Source organism: Erythrobacter epiphyticus (assembly GCF_034653295.1).
GTDB lineage: Bacteria > Pseudomonadota > Alphaproteobacteria > Sphingomonadales > Sphingomonadaceae > Erythrobacter.
Genome location: NZ_JAYEEU010000002.1, coordinates 106762 through 119989 on the forward strand (window position 1 = coordinate 106762; position 13228 = coordinate 119989).

Below are 13228 nucleotides of genomic sequence, written 5' to 3' on the forward strand. Positions count from 1 at the left end.
CGCCCTGCCCGATGACCGCTCGCTGCGGCGGGTTCAGGCGCCTTGGGTCAAGCGAGCCACGAGCTTGCCAAGACCCACCGAATTGGAGCCTTTGACCAGCACCGCGTCCCCATGGCCGAGGCCAAATTCTGCGAGGGCGGCTATCGCCTCGTCTGCGCCTTGGCAATGCGCGAAGCTGATGGGCTTGCCAAGCGAATTGCCGAGGCCTTTCCCCAGTTCCGCAGCGAGCGCGCGCATCTCCTCGCCAACGAGGATCGCGTGGGTCACGCCCGCATCGCCCAGCGGCTCGGCCAGCTGGCGGTGGAACCCTTCGGAAAAGTCCCCCAGCTCCTTCATGCTGCCCAGCACCGCGACGCGCCGTTGCGCGGGGGTCTGCGCCAGCGCCTTGAGCGTCGCGCGCATCGAAGCGGGGTTGGCATTGTAACTTTCATCGATCAGCAGCGCGGTACCACCGGCGACCTTGAGCACATGGCGCTGCCCGCGCCCTTTGAGCCCGCCCAGCTCGGCGAGGGCGAGCCCCGCGCTTGCCAGATCGCCGCCTGCGGCCCGCACGGCTGCGATCACGCCGAGGGAGTTCACGATCCAGTGTTCGCCCGGCTCGGCAATGGTGTAGCACAGGCGGATGTCGCCCAGATCGGCGGTGATCAGGGATCCGCCGCCTTGGACAGGAATGGCATCAAGCAGGCGCACATCAGCCCCGGCCTTGCGCCCGAAGGTGATCACCTTCGCGCCAGTGACCTCGGCGTGGCGCACCATGCGATCTGCCCAGTCGCTATCGGCCGGGATGATCGCGGTGCCGCCCGGCATCAGCCCGGTGAAGATCTGCGCCTTCTCATCGGCAATCGCCTCAAGGCTGCCGAGGTTTTCGATATGCGCCGGCGCAATCGTGGTGATCAGCGCGATGTGGGGGCGGACATGGCCTGTCAGCGGAGCAATTTCGCCCGCGTGGTTCATCCCCATTTCGAAGACGCCGAACCTCGCGCGCGCGGGCAAGCGCGCCAGCGACAGCGGCACGCCGACATGGTTGTTGTAACTGCGCACCGAACGATGCGCCGCCCCGCGGCTCGCGCGGTCAAGGCAGGCGAAAATGGCTTCTTTGACGCCGGTCTTGCCGACCGAACCGGTCACCGCGATGCGCACCGCTTCGCTGCGTTCGCGCGCGGCGTGGGCCAGCGCGTGCAGCGCTGCGGTGGTATCGGCCACCAGCACATGCGGGTAATCGACCGGGCGATCGACAATCGCCGCCACCGCGCCCTTGGCGAAGGCGGCTTCGAGGAAGCGATGGCCATCCATGCTCTCGCCCTTGAGCGCCACGAACAGATCGCCGGGGCGCACATCGCGCGAGTCCATCTCGACGCCTGCGGCCTCAAATTCCGCGCTCGCGGTGCCCCCGCAAGCCGCAGCGATGGCATCGCTTGACCACAGCGCGAGCGGCAAGGCATCGCGCACATCCTGCGGCCATGCTTTCAGCAGCGGATGCCGGGCGAGCTTTGCGATAGGCATTATCCGACGCTCCCGGCACCGGCGCATTGCCGCGCCACTTCGACATCGTCGAAAGTTTCAATCCGCATAGTGTCTCCAGACCCGAATATTTGTCCTTGCTCGTGGCCTTTGCCCGCGATCAGCACAATGTCCTGCGCACCGGCATCCCCAATTGCCGCAGCGATCGCGGCGCGGCGGTCACCGATTTCGCGAGCCTTGGCGCCCGCACCCGCCATGATCGCAGCGCGGATCGCGGCAGGATCTTCGCTGCGCGGGTTATCATCGGTGACAATCACCCGATCAGCGCCAAGGGCTGCGGCTGCACCCATCAACGCGCGCTTGCCCGCATCGCGATCACCGCCTGCCCCGAACACCACGATCAGCCGCCCGCCTTGGCCGACATGCGGACGCAGCGCCGCCATCGCGGCTTCGAGCGCATCGGGGGTGTGGGCATAATCGACATAGGCCGGCGCGCCCGCCATATTGATCGCCGCCCGTTCGAGCCGCCCGCGCACCGGCTGAAGCCGGGTGAGCGCATCGAATACCGCCGCAGGCGCCATCCCGGTCGAAAGCGCAAACCCCGCGGCGACCAGCGCATTGGCGGCCTGATAGGCCCCGATCAGCGGCAGGTTCACCTTGCGCTCGGCACCCGCAAAGGCAATCGTCAGGGTCTGACCCAGTTGGGTCGGCGCGCGGGCGATCAGCTTGAGAAAACTGCCACCCTCGCCCACGGTGCGGACATCAAGACCGCGCGCGTTGGCAAAGGCGACGGCCTGCTCCATCCAGACGGTATCCTCAGCCCCGATATGGATGATCGCGGGCGAGCCTGCGGTGACAACCTCGGAAAACAGCCGCAGCTTGGCCGCGAAATAGTCCTCCATCGTGCCGTGGTAATCGAGATGATCGCGGCTGAAATTGGTGAAAGCGCTGGCCGCAACCGGCAAGCCTTCGCTGCGATACTGGGCCAGCCCGTGGCTCGATGCTTCATAGGCGACATGGGTGACGCCTTCCCGCGCGAGGCCCGCCATATTGCCCAGAAAGGTCACGATATCCGGCGTCGTCAGCCCGGTCGCCACACTGCCATCGGGCGTGGTGACCCCGAGCGTGCCGATGCTGGCCGCGCGCTCACCGCACATGCGCCAGATCTGACGGGTCATCTCGACGGTCGAGGTCTTGCCGTTGGTGCCCGTCACCGCCACCAGCACAGCCGGCACTGGCTGGAAGAACCCGGCGGCAAGGCGGGCGAAGGCCCGGCGCGGCTCCGGGTCTGCAATGTGGAGCGCGCCAGCAACCGCCGCTTCCGGGCGGGCCACTACTGCCACCGCGCCCGCTTCGACTGCGGCGGGGATGAACGCCTCGCCATCAAACTTTGCGCCTTGGAAGGCGCCGAACACGGTGCCGGGCGCAACCTTGCGGTGATCGATGGCAAAGCCCGTCACCACCACGCCATCGGCGCCAGCAGGGGCAGGCAGCGCCGCCTGATCGAGCAGATCGGCCAGTGTCACTTGGGCCCCTCCACCAGATAGCGCAGATCGGAAATATCCACGTCGCGGCGGGCATCAGGCAGCACGTCGAGCATCGGCCCGATCCGCGGCACGAGCTTGCCCACCACCGGCGCAGCGGTATAGGCCGCCGTGCGCTGGAACGAGCTCGCCGCGGTGCCGCGCGGTTCGTCCATCACCACCACCACGACATAGCGCGGGCGATCCAGCGGAAAGGCCGCGGCAAAGGACGAAACCAGCGAGGTCTTGTTATAGACCCCGCCGCTGTTCTTTTCCGCCGAACCGGTCTTGCCGCCGATCCGGTAACCGGCGGCATCGGCGCTCCGCCCGGTGCCATACATCGCGATCATCCGCAGCATCTGGCGCATGCGCGAGGAGGTTGATTCCTTGAACACCCGGCGTCCGCGCGGGGCATCCTTGGCATCGATCTTCATCAGCGTGGCCGGACGCCAGATCCCGCCATTGACCAGCGCGGCATAGGCGCTGGCAAGATGCAGCGGGGTGACAGCAATGCCGTGGCCATAGCCCACCGTCATATTGGTGATCCGCGCCCAATTCCCACGGGGAAACAGCGGCTTGCCGCGCGCAGGCAATTCGATGAAGGGGCGCTGATCCATGCCGAGATCAATCAGCGTGCGGCGCAAACGTTCCGCCCCCAGTTCGTCAGCGACGCGGGCGGTGACAGTGTTCGAGGAATAGACCAGCGCCTGCGGGACATTGAGCCCATTGCCCTTGGGCTTCAGGTCCTTGAGCGTGCGCCTGCCGACCTGCACCGGGGTGGCATCCCACGTCCGCGACAGATCGCGCACCACACCTGCATCAATTGCGGCGGCCACCGTGATCGGCTTGAAGGTCGAGCCGAGCTCATAGACCCCGTTGGTGACGCGGTTGAAGACATTGTCCGCGCCGCTTGCCCCTGCGGTGTTGGGATCGAATTCGGGTAGCGAGGCCATCGCCATCACTTCGCCGCTGTCGACATCAAGCACGATGCCCGCTGCGCCAATGGCATTGGTGGCAAGCATCCCCTTGCGCAATTCGTCCTCAAGCGCGCCTTGCACGCGGACATCGATCGAGAGGGCCACCGGCTGGCTGCGCAGATCGGGGTGCGTCAGGCGCTCTTCGAGCACCTGCTCCATGCCGAGCTTGCCACCCTCGTTCTCGACGACATAGCCCAGAATATGCGCGCCAAGCGTGCCTTGCGGATAGTGGCGATCGCTCTCGCGCGGGATTTCGAGCGCGACTTCGCCCAGTCGGAACACCGCATTGGCCTCTTCCGGCAGGAGGCGGCGGCGCAGATAGCCCGAACGGCCCGAGGCCAGCCGTTCAGCAAGGCGCGATTCGTCCATGTCGGGGAAGATGCGGACCAGCGCGCGGGCGACCTCCTGCGGGGATCGCACCAGCGGCGCACCGCTATCGCCCATCGCGGCGGGGTTGAACCACAGCGCATAGGCCGGAAAGGCGCGTGCCAGCGGCACGCCGTGGCGATCAGTGATCTCGCCGCGCGGCGGAAGCAGGGCTTCTTCAAGACTGGTGCGGCGCGGCGCATCACCCGCAAAGCCGAGCCAGACGATGCGCACCAGCGCCGCAAAGGCGACGACGCTGAAAATCCCGGCGATCCACAGCACGCGCCAGCGCGCTGTCAGAACCGCCCGGTAACGCAAGTGGACAAGTTCGATCCGGCCCGCCGGAATTGCCGGCTGCGCGGCAAAAAGGCTCATTCGCCGGTTCCTGCGACGCTCGCCTGAACGCTGGCGGCAGCGCTTTGCGCCCTTGCGGGCCGGATCGGCGAGGCTTCGATCAGGAAATCACCAAAGGCATCGGCGAACATCGCCCCGGCATCGGCATCAGCCCGGGCTGCGGCCAACGTGACCTTCTCGCCCGAAAGCGGCGACACCATCGCGGTTTGCTGACGCCCGGCAGAGGCGGCACTCTCGTCGCTTTCGGTGGTCGCGCGGGCAAGACGGATTTGCGCCGGCGCGCCCGGGCCAAGCGGCTGGCCGAGGCTGGCAAGCTGGCGCTCGCCTTCAAGGAACTGATCAGCGCGCGGTGCCACAAACCCGAATTCGACCGCGTTCCACTCGACCAGCTGGCGTTGGCTCGCGCGGGTCTCGAACTCGGTTTCGAGCAACATGCTTTCCCGCTTGAGCGCAATGATCTTGCGCTCGGCGAGCAAGACCTCGCTTTTGACGGCGTGCACCCGCACGCTCAGCACGGCAAACACGCCAAGGCACATCGCCAGCACGGCGGCCCAGCCCAGCGAGTGCATCTGTCCGCGACCGACGCTCATGCTGCCAACTCCAGCGCCGGGGCGGCGGTGCGACGGGCGTAACGCAAGGTCGAAGAGCGGGCGCGCGGGTTGCGCGCGATTTCGGCTTCGGACGGACGGATCGCCTTGGACACCTGCGCGAAGGTCGGCTGCGGACCGATCGGCTCGCCCGGCAGGTGGCGCGATACAGCGCGGCCTGCGCCGCTGGTGGTGCGCAGGAACTGCTTGACGATGCGATCTTCAAGGCTGTGGAAGCTGACCACGGCCAGCACCCCGCCTTCGCGCAGCAGCGCTTCGGCGGCGGCGAGGCCGGCGCGCAGCTCGCCCAGTTCGTCATTCACATGAATGCGCACGGCCTGAAAGGTGCGGGTGGCAGGGTCTTTCTTGTCATGCGGCTTGTGACCGAGCGCGCGGCGCACCACGCGGGCAAGTTCACCCGTGGTTGCCAGCGGCCGTGCCGCGACAATCGCACGGGCGACGCGGCGCGATTGCCGCTCTTCGCCATAGTGATAGAGCACATCGGCAATTGCGGCTTCATCGGCGGAATTGAGGAAATCCGCCGCGCTTTCACCATCCTGGCTCATCCGCATGTCAAGCGGGCCGTCATGCATGAAGGCAAAGCCGCGGCTGCCCTGATCGAGCTGCATCGAGGAGACGCCAATATCCATTACCACCGCATCGACCTGCGGGACGCCGATGCGGGTCATCGCTTCGCGCATCGCGGAAAAGCGCTGGGGATGGAGCGTCAGGCGATCGGGGTAACCCGACACCATCGCCTCGCCTGCTGCGATGGCGTCGGGGTCCCTGTCAAAGGCGTGGACGCAAGCGCCCGCCTCAAGCAGCGCGCGGGTGTATCCCCCCGCGCCGAAAGTCGCATCAATAATAGTCATGCCCGGCGCGGGCGCAACCGCCGCCAGGACTTCATTCAACAGCACGGGGATGTGAGGCGCGTCCTGCATCATGCGCCCTTTCGTGCTGCGGCAAGCAGTTTGGCGCAGGCGGCCTGCGCGCTCTTCCATTCGGGGCCCATGCGATCGAGCTCGGCCGGGTTCCACACGAAGAAGAATTCACCCGCCGCCTGAAAAAACAGGCCATCATCGACCTTGCCAAGATCGCGCAGGTGTTCGGGCATCACGAACCGGCCGCTGTCATCGAAGGGGAGCTGTTCAAAGCCGAAGAGTTGCGCGGCGCGCACATCGCGATCGAAGCTGGCGTCGGCCATGCGGATCGCGCGCTCTTCCTCGCGTTCGAGCTGGGCGTTGAGTTTTTCGGTGCGCGAGAGGCCAAACCCGATCAGGCAATCGAAGCGGTCATGCGCGGCAAGACACAGGATGCGATTGCCGCCCGAGCTTTCCTTGACAGCCTTGCGGAAGGCGGGCGGCAGGACAAAGCGGCCCTTGTCGCCGGCGGGCGAATAGGCTTGACCAGAATATCCTGCAAAGCCCGACACGCGCGCGCAACCTCCCCAATTACCCCGCCGTTGCCGCGCCCTCCCGCACGCAAACGGCCTTGAACCCCGCCAAGCCTTCCCCGCCACCGCCCTCGCTGGCTGATGAGCGAGCGCGGCCGGTGCGCTCATGCCTCGGGCACACGCGCAGCAAACAGGAATGCTTGATGGATTGAGGTCATATCGAGGAAGAGGCCGGGATGGAAGGGAATTTTACGGGAAATCGCGGGATTACTTGTCAAAATACTGAATCTACGTAATTTTCTATCCCGGGATCAGAGACAGTCCGTGCCAGCTTCATCCCGGAAGCGCCCGAAATCAGAGGCAAAAAAGGCTGATTCCCGTGATGTCCCGCCTGAAAGACGCTGCGAGTCCCCCGCCGAGTCCCGGCTCGGTTGCGCCTTTCCCGCATTTTCCCCGATGCTGATCAATCGAAGGCAAAAGCCAGCAATGCCGCGATGCCGGATGACGCTGCTCCCTCTAGCGCGGCCTGTTCGAACACAGCCGCATCGGCCAGGACGGTCACCCGGCCCTTGCCCACATCACAGCGCGCAGCCGCGCCTTCAGCCACGCGCATGCAGCGGCGCGTGGCTGCCGGATCGAGCGCAATGCCCCCCGCCAGCGCGAGCGGGATCAGCCCCTCACCCAGCGGCACCATCCGGAGTGTGGGATCCTGCGTCTCGTCAAAAGTGATCGCCAGCCCCCAGCGCGCCACCACCGGCGGGATCAGCGCCACATCCGATGGCCGCCGTGCATCGCCCAATGGCAGATCATAATCGCCGGTCAGCAGCGGATCGAGCACCAGCAGCAAATGCCCGCCCGCCTGCACCCAGGCATCCAACGCGACATTATCAGCCGGGGCCAAGCCGCGCGGCTGGATGATCGCAAGACGGGTGAGGCCGCTGAGCGGATCGGCTTCCGCTCCGCCGTCGGTCAGCGCCGCGATGGGCGAGAGCGTATCGAGCAGCACCAGCCGGTGATCCTGTTCGAGCGCCGCGCGCTGCCATGGCGGCGCCACGGTTCCGCCCGCCAGATCGGCAAGCTCGGCGCCAAGCGGCCAGTAAAGCGGCAGGCTGGTCATCAGCCCGAGCGCGGGGCGATCGGGCGCGGTAGCCTCAGCTGGCGCCTCGCGGGACGGCGCTTCCCCGGCTCCACACGCTGTCAGCAAGAGCGCGAGCAGGGCAGCGCGCAAGGCCTCAAGTCTAGGGATTGCCACTGGGATTGGCGGCGGGTGACGAGGTCGGCGGCGGCAGGACCAGCGGATCGAGCAAAGGCGCAGGGCTCGGTTCGGCCGGGATATCCGGCACCACGGCGCCATTGGTGGCAGGGCCGCCGCCCGCTTCGGCAGGGCTCGGCTCGGTGGTCGGAGCAGCATCGGGCACCGCCGCTTCCTCCGCCCGATCAGCCTGACTGCCGATGATGCTTGCGAGCCCGACCAGCAGCACGGTCACCGCGATGCCGAACAGCCCGACTTGCAGGCGCTGGATGCCCTCCGCGCGGGTCGCGGGGGCGGGATCGCGCACGGCATCATTCTCGCCGGTGACGGGGTTGATTTCAACGCTGAGACCAAACAGCTTGCGCCCGGTGCGGCTCATGACGCGTCCTCATCGGCCAGCCAATCAAACACCGGCAGGCCTTTGCTTGTCAGCCACGCCGGGTTGTACAAGGTGGAAAGATAGCGGAAGCCCGTGTCGCACAGGATGGTGGCGACTTGCGGCTGCTTGCGCCCTTCGGCGACCAATTGCTTGCCCAGCATCACCGCGCCCGCCACGTTGATGCCCGAAGACAGGCCAAGGCACAGCCCTTCCTCGCGCAGCAGGCGAGCGACCCAATCGAGCCCTTCCTCGTCGGAAATGCGGAACTGGGTGTCGATCGGCGCGCCTTCGAGATTGGCGGTGATGCGCCCCTGCCCGATGCCTTCGGCCACCGACGACCCTTCGGCGGCCAGTTCGCCGTGGGCGTAGTAATTGTAAAGCGCAGCGCCGTGCGGATCGGTCAGCGCGATGCGGATGTTCTCGTCAAAGGCCTTGAGACCAAGCCCCACGCCCGCAATCGTCCCGCCCGTTCCGGCCGCGCAGGTAAAGCCATCGATCCGGCCCGCCATCTGCTCCCACAATTCGGGCGCGGTGCCTTCGATATGGGCGCGGCGGTTGGCGATATTGTCGAACTGGTTGGCCCAGACCGCGCCGGGGGTTTCTTCCGCCAGGCGGCGCGAGGTGTGGACGAAGTGCCCCGGGTTGGAAAACTTGGTGGGCGGCACCAGCACCAGTTTCGCACTCAGCGCGCGCAGCGTGTCCATTTTTTCCTTGGACTGGTTGTCGGGCATCACGATGATCGTCTTGTAACCGCGCGCATTGGCGACAAGCGCGATCCCGATCCCGGTGTTGCCCGCCGTGCCTTCGACCACGGTGCCGCCGGGCTGCAATTCGCCGCGGCTTTCCGCATCGCGGATAATGGCGAGCGCAGCACGATCCTTGACCGAGCCACCGGGGTTGGCAAATTCGCACTTGCCCCAGATGTCGCAGCCTGCGGCCGCGCTCGGGCCAGCGAGCCGCACCAGCGGCGTGTTACCGATCAGGCCGAGCGTATCGGCAAACGGACGCGTAATGTTCATGCAGGTGAATTAGGCGCTGATAGCGTGCAGGGCAATGTCGAAGGCGCCAAAGCCGCTCATGAAGCGAGGCGCAAGGTGGCTTCGACCTCGCAGCCCTCGGTGATTTTCTCTGCCTTGCGCACCGCGGCCTTGAGCGGCAGCAGCCAGCCGCCTGCGGCTTTCGAAGGGAACAGCGAGGTGCGCCATGTGGTGGCACCGATGGTCGCCTCGACATGGACCGAACCCCACGCCGCGGCATTGGCCGCATGCATGCGGATCGCCTGCGCCGTCGCGCCGTCCACAGTCAGGAAATACCACGCGCCTTTGGTGGGCGCGCCGTCGCTGCCTTGCCACTGCCAGACCGATCCACGCACCTGCCACGGCCCGCCGGGGCTTTCGGGCGCGTGCCCCAATTCATCGCGCAGAAAACGGGCCAGATCGGCGTCCACCGGCCCGTTCCTGCCCGCCTTGGATCAATCTTCCGGGGCAATCGTGACGTGCAGGCCGTCCAGCGCATCGGTGAACGGAATCTGACACGACAGGCGCGAGGTCGGGGCGCGGTGATCGGAGGATTCCAGCAGATCATCCTCGTCCTCGCTGATCGGCGGGAGCTTGTCCGCGAAGGCCGGATCGACATGGACATGGCAGGTCGCGCAGGAGCAGCAGCCGCCGCACAGCGCCAGCAGTTCGTCGAAGCCATTGTCGCGGATCGCTTCCATCACGGTCAGACCATCCTCGACGGAAATCTCGCTGGTGGCGCCTTCGCGGTTGGTGACGACCAGTCTGGGCATGGGTTCGGCTTCCTTTTCGGGCTAGGGCGCAAGGCTTGCGCACTGTGAGAGTGGTTGCCGCGCTGCTAAGACACTCTCGGAGCCAAGGCAAGTAAAGGAAAGTGACAGTGGGGCTGACAGGCGAAAAATTGCGCGCTGATCTCGATGCCCTCGCCGCGCGTGAGCCGCGGCTGGCGGCAGAGCTGGCGCGCATCGGCTATCCCGAAGCGCGCATCCGCGCGCGCGGCACCAAGACGCTGCTGCGCACCATCGTCGGCCAGCAGGTTTCGGTCGCGGCCGCGGCCTCGATGTGGCGCAAGCTGGAGGCAGAGCTGGGCGAGGACTTCACGCCCGCCTGCCTGCTGCAACGTGATTTCGAGACGCTGCGTGCCTGCGGCCTGTCGCGCCAGAAGCAAGGCTATGCCCGGAGCCTGTGCGAACTGGTCGAGGCAGGCGAACTGGATTTCGACCGCCTGCCCGCTGATGACGAGGAAGCGATTGCACTGCTCACCCGGATCAAGGGGATCGGCCGCTGGTCGGCGGAAATCTATCTGCTCTTTGCCGAAGGCCGCCCCGATATCTGGCCGGCGGGGGATCTCGCGGTGCAGGAAGGCGTGAAGCGCCTGCTCGCCCTGCCCGAACGTCCTGCCGAAAAGGCCACCCGCGCGCTTGCCGCGAACTGGTCACCGCAGCGCGGCAGCATGGCGATTTTTACGTGGCATTACTATGCCGCAAGCCGCGAACCGGTTTGAGGGTCAAAGCATCCTTTCCCGCTGCGTCGCCCCGGACTTGATCCGGGGCTTGGCTTTTCCTCTGACCCGATGAGGCAACAGAAGTAGCCCAGCCCCGTGTCAAGCAAGGGGCGACGGGGAGGTGCACAGCATTGCCCCACTCGCCCACGGCCAGCTCGTGCGCACGTGTCGGCGCCACTCCGGCGCTGTGGTGCCCGCATCGGATCTGCACGCATCGGCGTTGGCAGATTGCCCGGCTTGCAGTATGGCCGCAGCTGTCTTGAGGGGATGGCCTGACAGGGCATGTCGGGCCTTTGAGGAGAATCACGATGCGCGCCATCACCCGGCTGCTTGCCACCACGGCTGCCGTCGTCACGCTTGCCCTGCCGGGCGTGGCTGCGGCTGATGCGGGCGAAACACCGCCCGCCGCTTTTCAGGGAACCACCATGACCACTGCTGCTACCACTGCGACGGCCACCCCCCTGATCCCGCGTCAGGCCCTGTTCGGCAATCCGACCCGGGCACAAGGGCGCATCAGCCCGGACGGCCAGTGGCTGAGCTGGACCGCCCCGCACAATGGCGTGATGAATGTCTGGATCGCACCGGCCAGCGATCCGTCAGCCGCGAAGGTCATCACCAACGCGACATCCCGGCCGATCCCGCAGCATTTCTGGGCACCGGATTCGCGCAGCATTCTCTATGTGCAGGACAAGGCCGGGGACGAGAATTTCCTGCTCTACAAGATCGACGTTGCAACCGGCGCGGAAACCACACTGACCCCCTTTACCAACACCCGGGTCGAGATCATCGGCGGTTCCTACGCGATCAAGGACAAGCTGCTGATCGGGCTCAACAACCGCGATCCGCAGTGGCACGATGTGCATCTGCTCGATCTCGCCACCGGTAAGCTGACGCTGGTGCTCGAAAACAACGCCTATGCCAGCTTCATGGCGGATGACAGCCTGACCTTGCGCATGGCGTTCCGCCAGAACGCGGCGGGCGGCACGGATTATTTCCGTGTCACCAACAACACGGTCGACGCAGCGCCCTTCGAAAGCACGGCGATGGAGGATTCGCTCACCACCGCGCCTGCGGGCTACACCCATGATGGCACCGTGCTCTACTGGCTCGACAGCCGCGGCCGCAACACCGCGGCGCTGTTTGCGCAGGATACGGCAAGCGGCACCAAGACCTTGCTCGCCGAGGATGCCCGCGCTGATCTCGGGGACACCCTGCGCAATCCGGCAACCGGCACGGTTGAAGCCTATGCGGTCAATTATCTCGTCAACCAGTGGGTCGCGATGGACCCTGCGGTGAAGGCCTCGCTCGATTGGCTGGATAGCCAGCTCGACGGCAGTTTCGGCATCAACGCGCGCACCGATGATGATGCCACCTGGATCGTCTGGAATGATCCGATCACGGCGCCGACCAGCGTCTATATCTATGATCGCAAGGCGAGCACGCTCACCCCGTTCTATGTCAGCCGCCCGGAACTTGCCGGCATGCCGCTGCAAAAGATGCACCCGGTCGAAATCACCAGCCGCGACGGGCTGACCCTGCCGTCCTACCTGACCTTGCCCGCGGGCAGCGATCCCGACGGCACCGGCATCCCTGCCAAACCCGTGCCGCTGGTGCTGCTGGTGCATGGCGGGCCGTGGGCGCGCGATGGCTATGGCTTCAACCGCGAACACCAGATGCTCGCCAACCGCGGCTATGCGGTGCTGGCGGTGAACTTCCGCGGCTCGGCCGGCTTCGGCAAGGACTTCCTCAACGCAGGCAACAAGCAATGGGGCCTTGCGATGCATGATGATCTGATCGACGCGGTGAAATGGGCTGTCGGCAAGGGCATCACCAGTGCTGACAAGGTGGCGATCATGGGCGGCTCCTACGGCGGCTATGCGACGCTCGCCGGCCTGACTTTCACGCCCGATACCTTTGCCTGCGGGGTTGATATTGTCGGGCCGTCCAACCTTGAAACCCTGCTGGCCACGATCCCGCCCTATTGGGCACCGCTGGTCAAACTGTTCCACGAACGCATGGGCGATCCGGGCACGCCCGAAGGTCTGGCTCTGCTCAAGGCAGCCAGCCCGCTCTACAAGGCCGACCGGATCAAGAAGCCGCTGCTGATCGCGCAAGGCGCCAATGATCCGCGCGTCAAGCAGGCGGAAAGCGATCAGATCGTCAGCGCGATGAAGGCAGCGGGCATTCCCGTCACTTACGTGCTCTACCCCGATGAAGGCCACGGCTTTGCCCGGCCGGAAAACAACATCGCCTTCTATGCACTGGCCGAGAATTTCCTCGCGTCATGCCTCGGCGGGCGGGCCGAGCCTGTGGGCGATGCGCTGAAGCCTTCGACCGCGCAGATCATCGAAGGTGCAGCCTATGTGAAGGGGCTGGACACCGCGTCGGGCAAGTAGGGGCTGACAAGGGCGATCCG

Annotated in this window: 13 protein-coding genes; 2 read left to right on the plus strand and 11 right to left on the minus strand. The window is 66.0% G+C overall.

Features of this window, described 5'->3' with window-relative positions; all coding sequences use genetic code 11:
- Window positions 1-33 precede the first annotated feature (33 nt).
- The 11 genes from SOQ14_RS00965 to SOQ14_RS01015 form a co-directional block, all read right to left on the minus strand.
- The gene (locus SOQ14_RS00965; RefSeq protein ID WP_322895955.1) at window positions 34-1503 is read right to left on the minus strand and encodes a UDP-N-acetylmuramoyl-tripeptide--D-alanyl-D-alanine ligase; all 1470 of its coding nucleotides are present in this window, start codon (window positions 1501-1503) and stop codon (window positions 34-36) included.
- Entirely contained in the window at window positions 1503-2987 is a 1485-nt protein-coding gene (locus tag SOQ14_RS00970) for a UDP-N-acetylmuramoyl-L-alanyl-D-glutamate--2,6-diaminopimelate ligase (RefSeq protein ID WP_416232710.1), read from the minus strand. The genes SOQ14_RS00965 and SOQ14_RS00970 overlap by 1 nt, the downstream gene beginning before the upstream one ends.
- Window positions 2984-4702, minus strand: coding sequence for a peptidoglycan D,D-transpeptidase FtsI family protein (locus SOQ14_RS00975; RefSeq protein ID WP_322895957.1), 1719 nt, complete (start codon window positions 4700-4702; stop codon window positions 2984-2986). Before SOQ14_RS00975 ends, SOQ14_RS00970 begins: the two co-directional genes overlap by 4 nt.
- Window positions 4699-5271, minus strand: coding sequence for a hypothetical protein (locus tag SOQ14_RS00980; RefSeq protein ID WP_322895960.1), 573 nt, complete (start codon window positions 5269-5271; stop codon window positions 4699-4701). Before SOQ14_RS00980 ends, SOQ14_RS00975 begins: the two co-directional genes overlap by 4 nt.
- Window positions 5268-6212 carry a 16S rRNA (cytosine(1402)-N(4))-methyltransferase RsmH gene (rsmH, locus tag SOQ14_RS00985; RefSeq protein WP_322895963.1) on the minus strand — a complete coding sequence of 315 codons (945 nt, stop codon included), beginning with the start codon at window positions 6210-6212 and terminating at the stop codon, window positions 5268-5270. Before rsmH ends, SOQ14_RS00980 begins: the two co-directional genes overlap by 4 nt.
- Window positions 6209-6700, minus strand: a complete 492-nt coding sequence (locus SOQ14_RS00990) for a division/cell wall cluster transcriptional repressor MraZ (protein ID WP_322895965.1) — start codon at window positions 6698-6700, stop codon at window positions 6209-6211. The genes rsmH and SOQ14_RS00990 overlap by 4 nt, the downstream gene beginning before the upstream one ends.
- Before the next feature lie 424 nt (window positions 6701-7124).
- Window positions 7125-7913 (minus strand): hypothetical protein, encoded by a 789-nt coding sequence (locus tag SOQ14_RS00995; protein ID WP_322895967.1) that lies wholly within the window; start codon window positions 7911-7913, stop codon window positions 7125-7127.
- On the minus strand, window positions 7900-8292 hold the full coding sequence (locus tag SOQ14_RS01000) for a hypothetical protein (RefSeq protein WP_322895969.1): 393 nt from the start codon (window positions 8290-8292) through the stop codon (window positions 7900-7902). Before SOQ14_RS01000 ends, SOQ14_RS00995 begins: the two co-directional genes overlap by 14 nt.
- Window positions 8289-9311, minus strand: a complete 1023-nt coding sequence (locus SOQ14_RS01005) for a cysteine synthase A (protein ID WP_322895971.1) — start codon at window positions 9309-9311, stop codon at window positions 8289-8291. The genes SOQ14_RS01000 and SOQ14_RS01005 overlap by 4 nt, the downstream gene beginning before the upstream one ends.
- Window positions 9312-9367: 56 nt before the next feature.
- Entirely contained in the window at window positions 9368-9739 is a 372-nt protein-coding gene (locus SOQ14_RS01010; protein WP_322895973.1) for a DUF1905 domain-containing protein, read from the minus strand.
- A 24-nt stretch (window positions 9740-9763) separates the two neighbouring features.
- Window positions 9764-10081, minus strand: coding sequence for a 2Fe-2S iron-sulfur cluster-binding protein (locus SOQ14_RS01015; protein WP_322895975.1), 318 nt, complete (start codon window positions 10079-10081; stop codon window positions 9764-9766).
- Window positions 10082-10188: 107 nt separating this feature from the next.
- On the opposite strand from SOQ14_RS01015, the gene SOQ14_RS01020 reads away from it, so the two are divergent.
- Together SOQ14_RS01020 and SOQ14_RS01025 are read left to right on the plus strand one after the other, a co-directional pair.
- Complete coding sequence (locus SOQ14_RS01020; RefSeq protein WP_322895977.1) at window positions 10189-10812, plus strand: DNA-3-methyladenine glycosylase family protein; 624 nt, start codon at window positions 10189-10191, stop codon at window positions 10810-10812.
- A 308-nt stretch (window positions 10813-11120) separates the two neighbouring features.
- A complete protein-coding gene (locus SOQ14_RS01025; RefSeq protein WP_322895979.1) occupies window positions 11121-13208 on the plus strand; it encodes a S9 family peptidase in 2088 nt (695 codons plus the stop codon).
- Window positions 13209-13228 lie beyond the last annotated feature (20 nt).